The 17430-nt window shown below is 64.6% G+C and carries 15 protein-coding genes; 6 read left to right on the top strand and 9 right to left on the bottom strand.

The annotated features are described in order from the left end of the window. Window positions 1–5: 5 nt before the first annotated feature. From ubiT to ubiV, 3 genes are read left to right on the top strand one after another with little or no spacing between them, the layout of a single operon-like run. On the top strand, window positions 6–542 hold the full coding sequence (gene ubiT, locus BM075_RS11510) for a ubiquinone anaerobic biosynthesis accessory factor UbiT (protein ID WP_093360838.1): 537 nt from the start codon (window positions 6–8) through the stop codon (window positions 540–542). After that, on the top strand, window positions 539–1537 hold the full coding sequence (ubiU, locus tag BM075_RS11505; protein WP_093360837.1) for a ubiquinone anaerobic biosynthesis protein UbiU: 999 nt from the start codon (window positions 539–541) through the stop codon (window positions 1535–1537). Before ubiT ends, ubiU begins: the two co-directional genes overlap by 4 nt. A 4-nt stretch (window positions 1538–1541) precedes the next feature. Next, window positions 1542–2465 (top strand): ubiquinone anaerobic biosynthesis protein UbiV, encoded by a 924-nt coding sequence (gene ubiV / locus BM075_RS11500; RefSeq protein ID WP_093360836.1) that lies wholly within the window; start codon window positions 1542–1544, stop codon window positions 2463–2465. 133 nt (window positions 2466–2598) lie between these two features. On the opposite strand, the gene BM075_RS11495 is transcribed toward ubiV, so the two are convergent. From BM075_RS11495 to BM075_RS11455, 9 genes are all read right to left on the bottom strand, one after another. After that, window positions 2599–3651 carry an ABC transporter ATP-binding protein gene (locus tag BM075_RS11495; RefSeq protein WP_093360835.1) on the bottom strand — a complete coding sequence of 351 codons (1053 nt, stop codon included), beginning with the start codon at window positions 3649–3651 and terminating at the stop codon, window positions 2599–2601. Continuing rightward, complete coding sequence (locus BM075_RS11490; RefSeq protein WP_093360834.1) at window positions 3651–4907, bottom strand: MGH1-like glycoside hydrolase domain-containing protein; 1257 nt, start codon at window positions 4905–4907, stop codon at window positions 3651–3653. The genes BM075_RS11495 and BM075_RS11490 overlap by 1 nt, the downstream gene beginning before the upstream one ends. Before the next feature lie 3 nt (window positions 4908–4910). Beyond that, a complete protein-coding gene (locus BM075_RS11485; RefSeq protein WP_093360998.1) occupies window positions 4911–6125 on the bottom strand; it encodes a carbohydrate ABC transporter permease in 1215 nt (404 codons plus the stop codon). Window positions 6126–6183: 58 nt separating this feature from the next. Then, complete coding sequence (locus BM075_RS11480) at window positions 6184–7431, bottom strand: sugar ABC transporter permease (RefSeq protein ID WP_093360833.1); 1248 nt, start codon at window positions 7429–7431, stop codon at window positions 6184–6186. Window positions 7432–7504: 73 nt separating this feature from the next. Further along, the gene (locus tag BM075_RS11475) at window positions 7505–8851 is read right to left on the bottom strand and encodes an ABC transporter substrate-binding protein (RefSeq protein ID WP_093360832.1); all 1347 of its coding nucleotides are present in this window, start codon (window positions 8849–8851) and stop codon (window positions 7505–7507) included. A 397-nt stretch (window positions 8852–9248) separates the two neighbouring features. Then, the gene (locus tag BM075_RS11470; protein ID WP_218152852.1) at window positions 9249–10577 is read right to left on the bottom strand and encodes a TRAP transporter large permease; all 1329 of its coding nucleotides are present in this window, start codon (window positions 10575–10577) and stop codon (window positions 9249–9251) included. 1 nt (window position 10578) lies between these two features. After that, entirely contained in the window at window positions 10579–11190 is a 612-nt protein-coding gene (locus BM075_RS11465) for a TRAP transporter small permease subunit (protein WP_093360831.1), read from the bottom strand. Between the two features lie 108 nt (window positions 11191–11298). After that, the gene (locus tag BM075_RS11460) at window positions 11299–12348 is read right to left on the bottom strand and encodes a TRAP transporter substrate-binding protein (protein ID WP_093360830.1); all 1050 of its coding nucleotides are present in this window, start codon (window positions 12346–12348) and stop codon (window positions 11299–11301) included. 14 nt (window positions 12349–12362) lie between these two features. Further along, complete coding sequence (locus tag BM075_RS11455) at window positions 12363–13310, bottom strand: FadR/GntR family transcriptional regulator (protein WP_218152851.1); 948 nt, start codon at window positions 13308–13310, stop codon at window positions 12363–12365. A 98-nt stretch (window positions 13311–13408) separates the two neighbouring features. On the opposite strand from BM075_RS11455, the gene BM075_RS11450 reads away from it, so the two are divergent. The 3 genes from BM075_RS11450 (at window position 13409) to dhaL (ending at window position 17358) form a co-directional block, all read left to right on the top strand. Then, on the top strand, window positions 13409–14299 hold the full coding sequence (locus BM075_RS11450; protein ID WP_093360828.1) for a 2-hydroxy-3-oxopropionate reductase: 891 nt from the start codon (window positions 13409–13411) through the stop codon (window positions 14297–14299). A 174-nt stretch (window positions 14300–14473) separates the two neighbouring features. Then, complete coding sequence (locus BM075_RS11445) at window positions 14474–15430, top strand: sugar phosphate isomerase/epimerase family protein (RefSeq protein WP_093360827.1); 957 nt, start codon at window positions 14474–14476, stop codon at window positions 15428–15430. A 161-nt stretch (window positions 15431–15591) separates the two neighbouring features. Then, window positions 15592–17358, top strand: coding sequence for a dihydroxyacetone kinase subunit DhaL (gene dhaL, locus BM075_RS11440; protein WP_093359998.1), 1767 nt, complete (start codon window positions 15592–15594; stop codon window positions 17356–17358). Window positions 17359–17430: the final 72 nt, after the last annotated feature.

Here is a 17430-nt window from a genome sequence, read left to right as displayed (position 1 = left end):
GCTTTATGTTGACATCCGATCTCGAGACATCCCGCCGCCCCTGGCCGCTGCCGGCCCTTGCCGACCTGCCCGTCCCGCTCCTGCCGCTGCAACCGGTGCTCTACCGGATCGTGCGTCGCGTCGCCCGCCTGCACCCGGAACTCTTCGATCGGCTCGGTCCGCACCAACGGACCGATTTCGTCATCGACCTGACGGACCTGCCGCTGGCGTTGCATCTACGGCCAAACCCGCGGGCGCTCTTGCTTCGGGCGGTGCGGAAGGACCGCCTGCCGCCACACCGGGCCCATATCGCCGGTGATGTCTTTACGCTCCTCCGGCTGTTGGATGCAGATGTAGACGGAGACGCGATCTTTTTCTCGCGCGAACTCGTCATCTCTGGCGACACGGAGGCGGTTGTCACCTTGCGCAACGCCCTTGACGACGTGGAGGGCTCCATCGCGGAGGACGTGGCGAAAATGTTCGGCGCGCCGGGGCGGTTCGCCCTGTCCCAACTGCGCGGGCTCGCCGACACCAACGATCACAACGACGGAATGACAGAATGACGGCAGGTGAACTCGTCTGCCCCGCCGGCACGCCCGCATCCCTGCGGACGGCCGTGGACGCGGGAGCGGACTCGATCTATTGCGGCTTTCAGAACGCGACCAATGCACGGAACTTTCCGGGCCTCAACTTCACGTCGCAAGAGCTTGGCAAAGCTGTGCAATATGCGCACGAACGCGGTTCGCGCGTCCTGCTGGCACTCAACACCTATCCGGCGGCCGGGAACTTCGATCTCTGGCGGGACGCGGCCGGCCTGGGCGCACAGCTCGGCGTCGATGCCTTCATCGTCGCCGACATGGGGGTGGCCGCTTATATCGCCGAGTCACACCCTGACGTCCGGCTCCACCTCTCTGTGCAGGCGGCCGCGGCCAGCCCGGACGCAATCCGTTATTACGTCCGGGAATTCGGGGTGAAGCGGGTGGTGCTGCCGCGCATCCTGACGATCCCGGAGATCCGCGAGATCAAGAAGGAGATCCCGTGCGAGATCGAGACGTTCATCTTCGGCAACCATGGGCTCATGGTCGAAGGGCGGTGCTCGCTGACCAACTATGCCACCGGCCTGTCGACCAATATGGACGGCGTCTGCTCCCCCGCGCACCTCGTGGAATACCGCCGCGATCCGGATGGCAGCATGTCGAGCCGGCTCGGCCCCTTCACCATCGACCGGTTCGACCCGCAGGAGAGCGCGGGCTATCCCACGATCTGCAAGGGCCGCTACTGTAACGAGGCACATCCGGAAGGCTATTATGCCTTCGAGGAGCCGATCAGCCTGAACCTGTCGCGGCTGCTGCCGGAGTTGATGGACGCTGGCGTGAATGCCTTCAAGATCGAGGGGCGGCAACGCAGCCGGGCTTACGTCAAGAAAGTCGTCGCAGCCTTCCGCGCAGCCGTCGACGATATCCGCGCCGGTCGCGCGCCTGCCCTGGCGGACCTTGCCGCCCTGACAGAGGGCCAGAAGCAGACCGAAGGCGCGTTCCAGACCAAGAAATGGCGGTGACATCATGACCCCGAGACTGACGATCGGACCGATTCACTATTTCTGGTCCGCCGAGAAGAAGCAGGACTTCTACGCCCGCATCGCCGATGAGGCCCCGGTGGATACGGTCTACCTAGGCGAAGTGATCTGCTCCAAACGCCAACCGTTCTTCGACCAGCATATCGAGGCCACCGCCGAACGCCTAGAGCGCGGGGGCAAGCGGGTCGTGGTGTGTGGGCTGGCGGAAGTCATGCTCAAACGCGAACGGAACGCGGAGCGCGACCTGGCGCAGGACGGGCCGTTCGAGATCGAGATCAACAACGCCGCCGGCCTGTTTCATCTGCCGGCCGGCCGGGCCCACCGGATCGGGCCGTTCCTGAATGTCTACAACGAACAGACGATGTCCCACCTGGCCGACCGGGGCGCCACGCATGTGACGGTGCCGGTGGAAATGCCGTCGGCATCGGTCGAGGCAATGGCGGCGCGGGCGGCGGAACTGGGCATCGGCCTTGAAGTGCAGGTCTTCGGCCGCGCGGGGCTCGCCACCTCGGCCCGCTGCTACCACGCGCGGGCCTATGGGCGGACGAAGGACAACTGCCAGTTCGTGTGTGAAGAACACGCCGACGGTTTGCCTTTGGACACCCGGAACGGCGAGGCGTTCCTGCGGGTGAACGGAATCCAGACGCAGTCGCACTCCTACGTGAACCTATTTGCCGAGGTTCCCGAGATGGCGCGCATGGGCGTCACCGACCTGCGCCTGCTGCCGCAGGAGGCCGATATGGTTGCCGTCGCCACCGTGTTCGACTCTCTCCGCACGGGCACGATCGGCCCGGACGAGGCGCAGGCCCGGTTCGACGGCATCGAGATGACCGCGCCCTTCTCAAATGGCTTCTGGCACGGCGAGGCTGGGCACCGCAGGATTCAGGCCGCGTCTCGGGAATTGGCTTGAGGTGACGGCTCAGGAAACCCATCTGGAACCTTAAATAGCTATAAAAAAAGATCGACGGCCGACCATGCGTGGGCCGTCGATCCACATCCAAAACGCCGCTACGTGTTCTATCCGAAAAAGCCCACCTGCCCCTTCACCCCGTGACCGCCAACCCATCCTCGGTGAAGAAGAGCTGCCATCGAGCGTCGAAGACCAGGCCCACCCGGTCTCCAGGCCGGTGCCCATCTTCCGACGAGACGCGCACCGTGATCTTTTCGAGCGGCCCCGCGTCGATGATCAGAAACGTGTCCGCCCCAAGATATTCCACCACATCCACCACGCCGTCACAGGCCCCCGCGCCTGTTTCGGCAATGGAGATGTGTTCCGGCCGAACACCGATGAAGGCCGCGGGCGTGCTGTGGGGGTACGCCCCGCCACGGCCGCCTTCGAGGTGGAACCGCCCTCCCTCCGTCCGGCAGGGCAGAATGTTCATCTTCGGCGAGCCAATGAACTGCGCGACGAAGAGGTTGCCGGGATGCTCGTAGAGTTCCTTGGGCGAGCCGATCTGGGCGATCCTGCCGGCCTCCAGCACCACGATCCGGTCTGCCAGGGTCATCGCCTCCACCTGGTCGTGCGTGACGTAGATCATCGTGGTGTTCAGCGTTTGGTGTAGCTTGGCGATCTCGTAGCGCATCTCCACCCTGAGTGCGGCATCGAGGTTCGACAGCGGTTCGTCGAAGAGGAACGCCGTTGGATCCCGTACGATGGAGCGTCCGATGGCCACGCGCTGCCGCTGCCCGCCGGACAGGTCTTTCGGGCGCCGTTCGAGATAGGGCTCCAACTTCAGAACCTGCGCCGCATGGGTCACCTTCTCGGCAATCTCCGCCTTTGGTGCGCCCGCGGTTTTCAGGCTGAAGCCCATGTTTTCGGCCACCGACATGTGCGGGTAGAGCGCATAGGACTGGAACACCATCGTCAGCCCCCGCTTGGCGGGGGGCTGGGCGGTCACGTCCGCGCCGTCGATCAGGATACGCCCGCGCGACGTCTCCTCCAGCCCGCCGATCATCCGAAGCAGCGTGGACTTGCCGCATCCGGACGGGCCGACGAAGATCACGAATTCGCCGTCCTTGATTTCAAGGTCCACGCCCTTGATGACCTGCACGTCGCCGAACCACTTTTCGACGGCCTCCAACGTGATCGAGCCCATCAGATCATTCTCCCTTTGGCATGAGGCGAGGCCCAGGCGAGCCAGACGGCGGCCGTCCAGGTGAATCGCCCGCCGCCCGCCGGCGCCCCGTCGAGCGGACTGAAATATTCGTAGAATCCGGAGCGGGTGATGACGTTGGCGGTGTCGCTGCGGACCCTCTCCGCCATTCCCACGTATCCCATCTCCGCAAGGCCTGCGCCGACGAGCGCATTCATCACCACCCACACCGGACCACGCCAGTACCGCGTCGGCGCGAAGCCGGGGTGACTGGGGTCCAGCGAGGGCACGGTATAGCGCACCGCGGAACGGAAGCGGCCAAGGCGCTCCAACATGCGCGCATCGTCGACGCCTGCGTACCAGCAGAGGCAACTCGCGCTGCCGGGGGCGTTGGTGAAGGCACCTGTTCTGAGATCGACGGAGTCGTAGTAGCCCGCCGGGTTCCAGTGGTTGCGCGCGCCCTGCTCCAGGGTTTCGATCCAGCCGGCAATTTCATCCGTAGGCCTGCCGAACTCCTGTGCCAGCACGAGGAGGTCCCGGCAGGCTCGCAGCAGGATGAAGGTCATGCCCACGTCAGCCACGCGGAACGGCCCGTTCGCACGGATTTCCGTCTCGTCCCAGCCACAGTCGCGGCCGAAGTAGACCATGGCGAGATACTGGTCGTACTCGGCCTTGGTCGGACGCTGCTCGGCGGCCACCTCCTCGAGGTCGCGTCGCTTGTAAGAGCCGACGCCGGAGGTATCGACCCGAGCCATCGCCGCGTCCCAGTCGGCCGCGTTGTCCCGGCCGGTCTCCCATGGGTGGGTCACCGCGATCATCCCCTGCTCCGCCCGCTCGGTCATGAACCATCGGTGCCAGCGCAAGAGCTTGTCAAAGATGGCCTCCATGTGTGGCCGCCCGTAGTCCGGATCGGCGACCAGAATTGAGCGCGCCAGCGTCGCGGCTACCGGCGGTTGGGTGATGCCGGAGGTGGGAGGGCTGCGCTTCACCCCCCAGACGCCGGGGCCTGGAAAGTAGCCAGGCGCTTCCTCGTGGAAGATCATGTGCGGCACCATGCCGTTCTCCCACTGGTGGGACAGGAGCGTCTCCAGCTCCACCCAGGCGCGCGGCACGTCGAAACTGGCGAACCCCCAGGCGGCGAAGGCACTGTCCCAGTTCCACTGGAAGGGGTAGAGAATATCCGTCGGGACCGTATAACGCCCGCGGTCGTTGGCGCGCAGGATCTCCCGGGCCGCGGCATCCGTTTCGGCGACGCTCATGCCCTAGCCTTTCACCGAGCCGGCGGTCAGCCCGCGGGTCATGAACTTCTCCAGCCCCAGGAACAGCACCATGATCGGCACCGTAGCGATCACCGCTCCCGCCATCAGGTGCTGTCGCGGCACCTCGGAGGAATTCAGCATCGCCACCCCCCGGGTAAGCGTGAATTTCGACGGGTCATCGAGCAGCATGAAGGCCAGCAGGAACTCGTTCCACGCGATCATGAAGACGTAAAGCGAGACCGATGCCAGCGCCGGCAGGCTGAGCGGCAGCGTGATCTTCCAGATCACCTGCAGGCGGGAGAGGCCGTCCATCAACCCGGCGTCCTCCACCTCCGACGGAAGGCCCCGGAAGTAGCCTTGCAACATGTAGAGAGACACCGGGATCGTGGTGACCGGATAGATGAGCACGATGCCCAGGATGGTATTGCGCAGCCCGGTGACGGAATAGGCAATGTAGATCGGCAGGGCGACCACGATCATCGGTACCATGTAGATGAGCAGGATCGAGCGGGAGAATGCGGCCCGCCCGGTGAAGCGCAGCCGCGCCACCGCATAGGCCCCCGGGACGGAGAAAAGGAGCGTGATGAGCACCGTCAGGACGGAGACGTAAAACGACGTCCAGAGGTAGGAGCCGAAGTGGAAGTCCTGGAACAGCTCGCGGTAGCTGCGGAACAAGTCCCAGCCCGCCCCGAGGTCAACGGTGAAGTCGAGCGGGTTGGCGAGCAGCGCCTGTTGCGACTTCAGCGAGGTCATGACCATCACATAAAACGGAATGACCACGATGGCGGTGAAGAAGACATAGCCGAAGCCCGTCAGGAAGCGGATCACGACCTCCTCGAACTCGTGCCGGGTCAGGTCGCCCACAGGATGACCGTCCAGCATCGAATGCAGCGGCCAGCCCGCCCCTATGCCCGTCAGCACCGACGCCAGCAGAATGCCGCCTAGGCCCACGCCCTCGCCCACTTGTACCGCGCCGAACCCGGCGAGGGTCAGCAAAAAGGCAGCGACGGTGCCGCCGCCGATCAGAGCCCAGACGTTGCCCACGGCAAGTGCCGCCACCCCGAGCCCGGCCCCGATCAGGACCGACCCCGCCAGCGCCGGCCGGAACGCGGCGCCCGTGGCGAAGGACATGGCCACCGCGACCGTGGTCGCGATCACCAGAAGCCAGAGAATGCCTATGATCGGGGCGACAAACCGGCCCTGCCTGAGAGACGTCATGGTACCCTCCATCCCGTCGGAACAGAGGTGTACGGCATGGACTTCCGTCGGCTGCGCATCACAACCCCTCCTCCCGGCTGATGAACTTGAAGAAGAAGATCGAGAACAGCAGCAACATGCCGAAGATCACCACCGCGACCGCGGCCCCTGCCCCGATATTGGAGACGGCGAAGGCCTGTTCGTAGACGTTCACCGTCAGCGTCCGCGTGCCCGCGCTACCCCCCGTCAGCAGGAAGATGTCGTCGAACTTGTTGAAGGTCCAGATGAAGCGCAGCAGGAACAAGACGGACAGGATCCCCAGCAGCATCGGCAGGCTGAGATACCAGAACTTCTGGAAGGGAGAGGCCCCGTCCATGTCGGCCGCCTCGTACATGTCGTCGTCTATCGACTGCAGGCGCGCCAGGATGAACAGGAACGAGAGCGGGAAGTAGCGCCAGATCTCGAACAGGATCACCATGATGAGCGCCAGCGGCCGCTGGCCGAAGAAGTTGATGCCGGTGTCCGTCAGCCCCATCCGGACGAACAGCTCATTGGCGGAGCCGGAGGTCGGGTCGAAGAGCGTCACCCAGGTGAAGGCCACGGCAATCACCGGGGCCACGTAGGGAAACAGGTAGAGGCCGCGTAGAACACCTTGCCCCCGAAACTCGCGGTTCAGCAGCATTGCGGCGAAGAGGCCGACAACCAGTGCTCCGATTGTGCCGAAGATCGTATAGGCCAGGGTCACGCCGAGGACCGACCAGAACTCCCCGCCGTCGAAGATGCGGTGAAAGTTCTCCAACGTGAAATCCGCGTTGGTCAGCACATTTTGGGCGCTGCCGGTGACGACGGGTTCGCTGTCCTCCGGATCACCGCCCCAATCGAAGAACGCCTGCCCCACCTGCACCTCGACGCGGAAGCGGTCGCTGAAGCCGGGATCGATGTCGCCGAAGTCGCAGAAAAGCTTTTGCCCCGTAAGGTCGCATCCCTCCGGCAGATCTCCGACCAGCGTCACACCTGGGGGCCAGGCGTCCGACAGGGTGACGCCGGAGATCACCTCCTGCTGGCTGGAGTTACGCAGCCTGTATTCGACCTCCGCCATGTCCCCCGCCGCGGCCGGACGGCCCCGTAGGGATTCGCGCACCACCGGCGCCGGTGGGCGCAGGTCTGCCAGTTCGATGGGCTTGAACGAAATCCAGAAGATCGACATCAGCGGCAGGATGATTACTGCGGCCACGCTGAAGATTGTCGGGAACAGAAGGCCCCAGGCCAGACGCGCCTCGCGCCGGGCGAGCGGGCCGGTGCCCTTGGGAGGGACTGCGGCTGTCATGGTGCTCTCCGTTTGCCGCCGACGGCGCGGAACGCCGCCGGCAGATTTGCGCCGGGCGCACGGCCCGGAGCGGTTACTGGATCTTGCCCAGTTCCTCATTCATGGCCTCGACCGTCGCAGCCGCATCTCGCTGTTCGTCGATGTACTCCCGGACAAGGCGGTTGATGGCCTGTGAGTTGACCATCTTGGACGCCAGCGCGAGCTGACCCTCCTTCACGCCCCACCGCTGCGCCACGTCGAGACCGGCAACGATCTCCTCGATGATCTCCGGCGCATAAAGCTCCGACAGAGGCGCCGTGCGGTCCACACCGACCGGCAGTTCCGCCCAGGCATCGGAGAACTTGCTGGGCTCTTCTGCCGTGCCCTTGCGCACGGGAAACTTGCCTTCGGGTGCAATGGCCAGCGTCTCCGTATAGCCCTCGTCCATCGAGAACTTCACGAAGTCGATCGCACTTTCCGTGTCGGCGTCGTTGGTTATGCCGAAGAGGTTGGTGCTAGACCAGGCAGCGCCATCCATGTTCGAGGGTCCGGCAAACGTTGTCACGACGCCGGAGAGCGACGCGAGCTCGGTGCTGGTCGGATCATCGTTGATCGTGGGCGGGTTGCTGTCGCGCAGGCCCGCAAGCTCGTCGAGAATGAACGGCGACCAGATGATCATGGCCGCGTTGCCCGCGAAGTAGATCTCGCGCGACTGCTTCCAGTACAGCTCGCCGGCGGGCGAAGCGTCCGCAATCGCCTTGTAGAAGTCGAGCACCTCTGTCGTCTTGTCCACGTCCAGTGGCTCGAAGCCGTTCTCACCAACGGGCGAAACGCCATTGGCCAGGAACACATGCTCCAGCACCTGGCTCATGAAATTGTCGTCGACCTTGGTGGCGGCAACGAACCCGTACATCTCAGGCGGGTTGTGAAGCGCTTCGACCGCGGCCAGCACGGTGTCGTAGGTGGTCGGCGGCTCCAGCCCGGCCTCGTCGAATAGGTCCTTGCGGTAGATGATCATCTGCGTCCACCCGTCGGAGGGAACGCTGGCCCAGCCATCCTCCGTGCGGGCCATCTCGAGGGTGCCCGACGCGAAGGTCGCCGGATCGAGGTCTTCGATCGCCTCGGTCGCGGCCTCGGCATCAAGAATCCCCGCCTCGACCCAGGGCAGCGCGTAGGACAGCGGATGATAGATCACGTCCGGCAGGTCCCCCGCCGCGAAGGCAGCCGTCGCGCGCGTGGAGAGTTCGTTCTCCTCGACGGGAATGACCTCCACGTCGATACCCGTCTGCTCCGTGAATTGCTCCGCCATGGCCTGCTGCCGCTCAAGGCGCGCGGGCTGAATCTCCGTCGTCCAAAAACGGATACTGTCGGCCTGCGCAGTGAGCGCCGAGAGCGCGAGCGACATGGCAGTCCCGCCAAGCAGAGCTGTTGTACGGATCATTGTTTTCCTCCCTAGATGCTTCAGGATCAACCTGACCCGGCGCGCACAGGTACCGGGAATATCGGGAGAATCCGCCACGATGCGGCACCCGGCCAACGCGCGGCCGGCCTCCTCCCTCTTGGTCATGAAACAGCGCCCAAAGCGGTTTGATCAATAGAAATCGACTTTTTGCCCAAGATTTGCGCAACTTCGTTCAACCGGAGGATGCAGTATTTCGCAAATATCCCGGTGACGTTGAAATGGCCCCTCTACGGCCCAGCGGGAGTCTGCGACGTCAAAGCCAAGTGGCCAAGGAAGGACACACGGCATCGTTCACCAGAGCTCGCGCACCCGCCGCAAACGAAAAAGCGGGGCCGATTGGCCCCGCTTTGTTTCTGCTGCAACTGTGATGCCAGTGTCAGTCCAGGATCCACAGCGCCATTTCCGGGAAGGCAACCAGAAGCGTCAAGACAGCAATCTGGATCCCGATGAACGGCAGCAGCGACTTGAAGATGTCGCCCAGAGAGATCTCCGGCGGGGCCACGCCCTTGAGGTAGAAGGCGGCCGGGCCGAACGGCGGGCTGAGGAACGAGACCTGCATGTTGATCGCGAACAGGACGCCGAACCACACCGGGTCGTAGCCGAGTTCGACAATGATCGGCACAAAGATTGGCAATGCCAGCATCGCGATCCCGATCCAGTCCAGGAACAGACCCAGAATGCCGAGGATCACCATCATGACCACAATGATGACGGTAGGCGAGGCGTCCAGCCCCAGGATGGAGGCGGAGACGAAGCGGTTGCCGCCCATCAGGTTGTAGACGCCTACCAGGATCGCCGCCCCGATGCCGATCCAGATGATCATGCCGCAGGTGTCGATCGTGTGCTGCGCCCCTTCCCGCAGGAGCCTCGTCGAGAACTCTCCGCGGAACAGCGTCGCAACGAGCACGCCCATCACGCCCATCGCCGCGGCTTCGGTAACGGAGGCGATACCGCCGTAGATCGTCCCCAGCACTGTGCCGATGATGATGACCGGCCAGAACATACCCGTGAAGATGACCTTGCCGCGTTCGCCTTTCGGCAGCCGTTCGCTGTCGGGCAGCGGCGGGCCGAGCTCCGGGTTGCGCAAGCAGCGGAAGAGCACGTACGCGACGTAGGACACCATCAGGATGATGCCGGGGGTCACGGCGGCGGCGAAGGTGTCCGCGATCGAGACGCTGGCGATCAGGCCATAGATGATGAGTACGATCGACGGCGGGATCATTGTCCCAAGCGAGCCGCCGGCGCAGACAACACCGATGGCGATACTCTTATCGTACCCCAACCGAAGCATCTGCGGCAGGGCGAGCACCCCAAGCAGCACGATTTCCCCACCGATGATCCCGGACATTGCGGCCAGGAAGAATGCGACGACGATCGTCTGCACCGCGACGCCGCCGGGAAGGCGCCCGGCGAGGATCCGCATGGATATGAATAGGTCCCTCGCGATCCCCGACCTGTCGAGCAATGACGCCATGAAGACGAACATTGGCACCGCGACAAGGGAATATTCCGTAATGAACCCGTAAATCCGCCCGGTGATGAGGGGCAGCGCGTTGGGTCCAAACCAGCCGAAGGTAAAGACCATCGCCACCAGGCCGGTGACGAACGCCAGGGGAAGACCAGTCAGAAGCAGCAGGAAGATACTGCTGACCAGGATATAGGTACCTGCCTCGATACCCATGGCACTCATGCCGAGACCGCCCATGTCAGTTGCCCTCCATGTCTGTCGTCTCGGCCGAGTAGTCCGGGCCGTGGCGCAGGGTGTGAATGAGGTGAAGTATCGCCTGCACCATCATCAGCGCGACGGCGAACAGGATCACCGCCTTGATCAGCGCCGGGAACGGCGGGTTCCAGGAGGTGCCGGACCGTTCCAGCTGCCAGGCCCCGGTCGGATTGTGCGAGGCGGTCCAGAACATGACCCAGGCGGCGTAGGAGATACCGAAGGTGAAGATCAGCGTCAGCACACCATTGATCAGGTCGAGGACATACCGTCCTTTCGGGCCGACGTTGTCATATACGAAGCGAACACGGATGTGCTTGTTCCGCGCCAGGGCAATCGGGCCACCGAACGCAAAGATGATCGCGATCAACATGACGGTGGTTTCGTGCACCCAGGACGTGGGCGAATGCAGCGCATAGCGCATGAAGACTTCGTAGACGGAGATGGCCATTGCCACGAAGGCGAGCCAGCCGACCGCTGTACTGCAGCGCGCAATGATGCGGTCCAGCCAGGTTATCGGCGTAGGTTCGGGATTGCGCGGCGGCGCAGGTTCCCCGGGCGACACGCCCACGGGAACCGTGTCGGGTGTTTTTTTCATTGGATGTACCTTCGGGCGATACGCGGTTGCGGCCGCTGGCGAACGTCGTGAAGAAGAGTGGCGCGGGAGGGACGTCTCCGTCCTCCCCGCGCCCGTCGTTGGTTTGACCTACATCAGGCCGCGGGAGGTCAGGAACTCGGTCACAGCTTCGTAGTATTCCGCGGTGATCTCGTTCTTGTCGGCCCAGGTCTTCCACTCTTCACGAGCGATGTTGCGGAATTTCGCCCGCTCTTCCGCCGGAAGGTCGATGATCTCGATGTTCGGATCGGCATTGGCTTCCTCGACCGCCGCGAGGTCGAGCTTCTTGAGCTCGAACAGCGTGTCGAATGCGAAGGCGTCGATGGACGTATCGAGGATCGCCTGCAGGTCTTCGGAGAGGCTGTCCCAGAGTTGCTTGTTGATCGAGATGTCGATCATGGGCGCCGAGTGGAAGCCCGGATAGCTGGGATAGTTCGCGAATTCGTGCATGCCCTGCGCGTGGTTGGTGGCGAAGACCGTGTAGTCGGCCGCGTCGATCACGCCTTTCTCGAGCGAGGTGTAGACTTCCGAGCCAGGCAGGTTGACCGGGGTCGCGCCAGCCTTGGTGAAGATGTCGTAGACCATCCCTTCGGGTGCGCGCACTTTGAGGCCTTTCAGGTCGTCAACCGTACGGATCGGTTTGGAGCTGACGAGCGCTTCCACGCCGGTCGCAGCGCCGCCGATCAGGTGCAGCCCGTAGGGTTCGACCAGCTTGGCGTAGATTTCTTCACCGCCGCCGTGCTTCAGGAATTCGACGAATTCCAGCGGGTCGCCCCAGGCGCCGACCAGGTTGCCGATCATGCCGAATGCCGGGTCCTTGCCGGAGAAGTAGCTCGGGTCGGTCAAGTGGCCCTGCAGGATGCCGGCGCCCACGGCGTCCAGCGTCTGGTTGTGGGGCACCACCGCGCCGATCGGCAGAATCGTGATCTCGATCCGGCCGCCGCTCATCTTCTTGACGTTCTCGGCCCACTTTTCTTTCAGTTTGAACTGGGGCTCACCAGCGGTTTCGGACGTTTGGAACGTCCATTGGTATTCGGCCTGCGCCATGGCGGGCGTAGGCGCGATGGCCGTTGCCGTAATAGCTGTCGCGGCCAGGCCGCAAAGCCCCGCAAACGCACGTCTCGTCACAGATCTTCCCATGGGTCTCTCCTCCATTATGGGGTTTCGTCTTCGTTTGAACCTTCCGCAGGCGGCTGCATTCGAGTGCCGCCCTGCAAGTTTTCTTTTCCCCCGGCGAAAAACGCGCGCAAGGGGTCCGTCGCGTCCGACTCGGACGCAATCCCGAATTCCGGTGTCACGCCAAGGTCATGGGCGGTCAGTTGCATGACCCAGAGCGCGGCGCTGAAGGCGCGCGCAGGGTCCCGCAGCCGAATGTACTCCATCAGTTCACGGTGCCGCTGCAGCGTTTCGCGAAGCTCTTCGGTGGTGTCGTTGCTTCGCTTCACCACGATGGTGATGGCGGGGCGCAGGATGTGCGCCAGGTGCGCCCAAACCGTGTTGTGAGTCGCCCGGTAGATGGCCACATGGAAGCTGACGTCATGCTCCGTGAAGCTGCCCCGGCGCGAACCGTTCGACACCACGCATTGCTCCATCCCCTCGTAGGCCTCTTCCATCGCAAGGAGGTCGCGCGCACGCGCATTCTTCGCCGCGACCGCCGCGATCAGCGGCTCCGCCGTGTACCGGAACTCGAAAATGCTACGGACCAGTTCGGGATGGGGTGTATCATGGTCCGCGAGCATCGCCGTCACGACGGGATCGAGCACGTTCCAATCCGAGAACTCCTGCGCGACCGTTCCCTGCCCGACGTAGCGTTCCACGATACCGCAGGCCGCCAGGGACTGCAGAGCGCTGCGCACAGACGCCCGGCTGACACCGAAACGCTCGGACAGTTCGATCTCCGTTGGGAGGACGTCGCCGGGACGGTATACTCCGGACAGCAAGTCGCGTCCGAGAGCGGCCGCGATTTGCCGGCCGAGGGGCGTTTCCTTGTTGACCGATGGCCGATCCATTTTCGCAGCCCCTCCCTTGGCCTGACAATGATGGTACTTAAGACTGACACGCAGTTGCAAGCCACCCACCATGCCTGCGTCAAAACGTGCCATATCCCCTTTGTTCTCGTCAATTGTCAGAGATGGCGTTGACATTTGTCAGACCTTTTACGACACATTGTCCAGCTAGTAAACTTCTAAGGGAGGCTATCGTGAGCAAGCTCGGCTTTGTTGGTCTGGGAATTATGGGTGGCCGTATGGCTGCCAATCTCCAGAAGGGTGGTCACGAGTTGTTCGTCTGCGACATCAAGAAGGTGCCGGACGTACTCGTGGAGGGAGGCGCGGTCGTCTGCGGCACGCCCAAGGAAGTGGCCGAGAAGGCCGACGTGATCTTCACGATGCTGCCCAACACGCCCGACGTCGAAAAAGTCCTGTTCATGGAAGGTGGCATTGCCGAGGGCCTCAGCGCCGGCAAGATCGTCGTGGACAACAGCTCCATCGCTCCGGCCGAGACTCGCAAATTCGCCAGCAAGATTAACGAGTTGGGCTGCGAATACATCGACGCCCCCGTGTCGGGCGGAGATGTCGGCGCCGAGGCGGGCACGCTTGCCATCATGTGCGGCGGTAATCAGGAAGCCTTCGACCGGGCCAAGCCGTTCCTCGACCTGATGGGAAAGAACGTCACGCTGGTGGGCCCGAACGGCATCGGCCAGATGACCAAGATCTGCAACCAGATCATCGTCGGCAACACCATCGAAGCAGTGGCCGAGGCTCTGCTGCTCGCTGCGAAAGCAGGGGCCGACCCGTGGAAGGTCCGCGACGCGCTGACCGGCGGCTGGGCCGACTCGCTCATCCTTCAGATCCACGGCAAGCGGATGATCGAACGAAACTTCGAGCCGGGCGGCCGGATCGAGCTGCACCGCAAGGACCTCAACCTCGCGCTGGCCGAAAGCTATTCGCTCGGCGTTCCGCTGCCCAACACCGCGACCACGCATGCGCTCTGGAATGGCTGCGTCGGACAAGGCGGGATCGCCTGGGACCACTCCGCCATCGTGCGCGCGCTCGAAGCCGCGGCCGGGTTCGAGATCGGCCAGAAACCCTGACCCGGCCCTTCGGGGGCGGACGCCGCGTCCGCCCGGTCGCTCCGGCACTTCGGACGCCCGCGAACGCCCCCGACAGCACCTGTGCCGGCCAGGTCCGACACCGCCGCGCCGCAACCGCCAGACGACCCAAGCCGGGGCCGTCGCGCGAAATGTGAACCACAAGGACTCCAGATAATGTCGTACGAACCCTCTTCGCAGCTTTACACGCGCGCCAACTGGCCCATCGCGGCCGCCATGATCAACTATCCCGGCACCCTGCCCGATGGCAGTTCGGTTCAGGACCAGTCCGCGGAAGAATGGGCTGCGACTCTTGAAGACGTGGCGGACGCTGGCTTCACCGAGCTCGACCCGACCGATGCCTGGCTCCGGGTCGCCGACCTCAGCGACTCCCGCCTCGACGAATTCATGTCGGTCGTGCACGGCAAGGGCCTGACCATTCCCGGCATCTCGACCTCCCGCAAGAACCTGATCCACCCTGAGAAGGGTGCCGAGCACGTTGAATACGCCCACCGGGTGATCGACACCGCCGCCAAGATCGGCGCGCAGTCGGTCTGCTTCGGCTTCTTCGATCTGCTGACGCCCGCGCAGCAGAAAGCTCTCTGGTTCTGGACCGTCGATGGCGACAAGGCTCCCGCCGACAAGGACACCTGGAACCTGGCGGTGTCCCGAGTGAAGGAACTCGGCAAGCACGCGGCAGAAGTCGGCCTCGAACTGGCCCTTGAGATGTACGAAGACACCTACATGGGCACGGCTGACAGCTCGGTGGAGTTCGTCCAGGATGTCGACCTGCCGAACGTCGGCATCTGCGCCGACCTCGGCAACCTTGTGCGCCTGCACCGCCCGGTGGAGCACTGGTGGTCCATGATGGAGAAGGTCGCGCCCTTCGCCCGCTACTGGCACGTGAAGAACTACCTGCGCACCGAAGACGAGACAACCGGCGCCATCGTGACCGCACCGATCCCGCTCGAATTCGGCGTCATCAACTACCGGGCGGCAATCCGGAAAGCGCTGGAATACGGTTTCAACAGCCCGTTCCTGTGCGAAAACTACGGCGGCGACGGCCTGAGCATCAGCGGCCGGAACCGTGCCTATCTCCGGCGCATCCTGCCCCGCGAGCGCATGAAGGCCTGAGCCTCGGCACATATTGACCTGACCCCTCGGATTGCGCCCGGGGATCCACGCAAACCGGCCGCCGACATCCGGCGGCCGGATCAGCATGAGAGTGACGGCAAATCGGTCCATGCAATATGCATGGAGTTCACCGACCGCATATGGACTGACGGAGGAGAGAGATGTCTGAGACCCGGGATCACGCGACGAAGAAGCTGATGAATTCGCCTGAGGCGATCATTCCCGAGATGATCGAGGGGATGCTGTCGGCGCATCCGGACCTTTTGCGGCTGGAGGGCGAGACGGGCCGGGCCGTTGTGGCGGTGGATGGGCCGCGCGACGGGAAGGTGGGCATCGTCGTGGGTGGCGGTTCCGGTCACGAGCCGGCGTTTGCGGGCTACGTGGGCCGTGGGCTGGCGGATGCGGCGGCGGTCGGCAACGTCTTTGCCTCGCCGAGCCCGGAGCACATCAAGGAGGCCGCGATGGCCGCCGACGGCGGCGCGGGCGTGGTCTTTCTTTACGGAAACTACACCGGTGACGTGCTGAACTTCGACATGGCGGCGGAGGAATGCGCCGAGATCGGCATCGACGTCCGCTCGGTCGCGGTGATCGACGACGTGGCCTCCGCACCGCCGGAACGGGCGGGCGAACGGCGTGGCATCGCGGGCGACTTCTTCGTCTTCAAGGTGGCCGGCGCCGCCGCGGACATGGGGCTCTCCCTGTTCGAGGTGGAGGCCGCCGCCCGCCGCGCCAATGCCGCGACGCTCTCCATGGGCGTGGCGCTCTCGGCCTGTTCGATGCCGCAGACGCTCAAGCCCAACTTCGAGATCGGCGACGACGAGATGGAAATCGGCATGGGCCTGCACGGCGAACCCGGCATGCGCCGCGCCAAGGTCGATACCGCCGACAGCGTCACCGACGAGATGATGGAGAAGATCCTGGGCGAGATGCCCCTCGCGGCGGGCGACGAGGTCGCGGTGCTGGTCAACGGGCTGGGCTCCACCGGCCCGATGGAGCTCTACCTGGTCCACCGCCGGGTGGCGCAGATCCTGGCCGAACGGCAGGTGACGATCCACCACAGCTGGGTCGGCGAATACTGCACCTCGCTGGAGATGGCCGGCGCCTCGGTGACGCTGATGAAGCTCGACACGGACCTCAAGCGCCTCCTCGACCACCCCTGCCGGACGCCCGCGCTCACCGTCGGCGCCCCGCCCGCACCGGTCGCCGGCGCCACCCGCACGGCCCGCGACTACGCCGCCGCCGCCCGCGCCGAGAGCGTCGACCGCGCTAGCCTGGAGGCCGGCGGCACGGTCACGCCGGAACTCTTCCGGGCGATGATGCAGGCCGCCGGCGAGGCGATCGCCCGTGAGAAGGACCACCTGAGCGAACTCGACGGGGTGATCGGCGACGGCGACCACGGGGTGACGATGGACATCGGCTGGACCGCGGTGCGCGCCGAACTCGCCGCCGCCACACCCGAGGACACCATCAGCCAGACCTGCACCCGGGCGGCCAAGGCGTTCCTCGACGCTGTCGGCGCCTCCTCCGGGCCGCTCTACGCCACCGCCTTCAACACCGCCGGCAAGGCGGTGGCCGACCGGCTCAACCTCGACGCGGAGGCCACCGCGGCCTGGGTCGAGGGGATGCTGGACGGCATCCTGAGCCGCGGCGGCGCGGCCCCCGGCGACAAGACCATGATCGACGCCTGGAAACCCGCCGCCGAAGCCGCCCGCAAGGCGGCCAAAGACGGGGCGGACGCCCTGGGCGTGCTTCAGGCGGCCGCCGAGGGCGCAAAGGCCGGCGCGGAGGCCACCCGCGACATGGAAAGCCGCCGCGGCCGCTCCAAAAAGCTCGGCACCCGCTCCATCGGCCACGTCGACCCCGGCGCCGCTTCCACCCACGTGGTGCTCGCCGCCATGACCGAGGCGCTCGCCACCGGCACCGCCTGACCCAACCCACCGCGGCGCCCGCCCCCCCAAGGCGGCCGCCGCACCCCTCAACACCCCCAAGCCACCCCGCCC

It is taken from the genome of Tropicimonas isoalkanivorans (assembly GCF_900112335.1).
Classification (GTDB): domain Bacteria; phylum Pseudomonadota; class Alphaproteobacteria; order Rhodobacterales; family Rhodobacteraceae; genus Tropicimonas; species Tropicimonas isoalkanivorans.
This window is presented reverse-complemented; position numbering and strand designations above follow the sequence as displayed.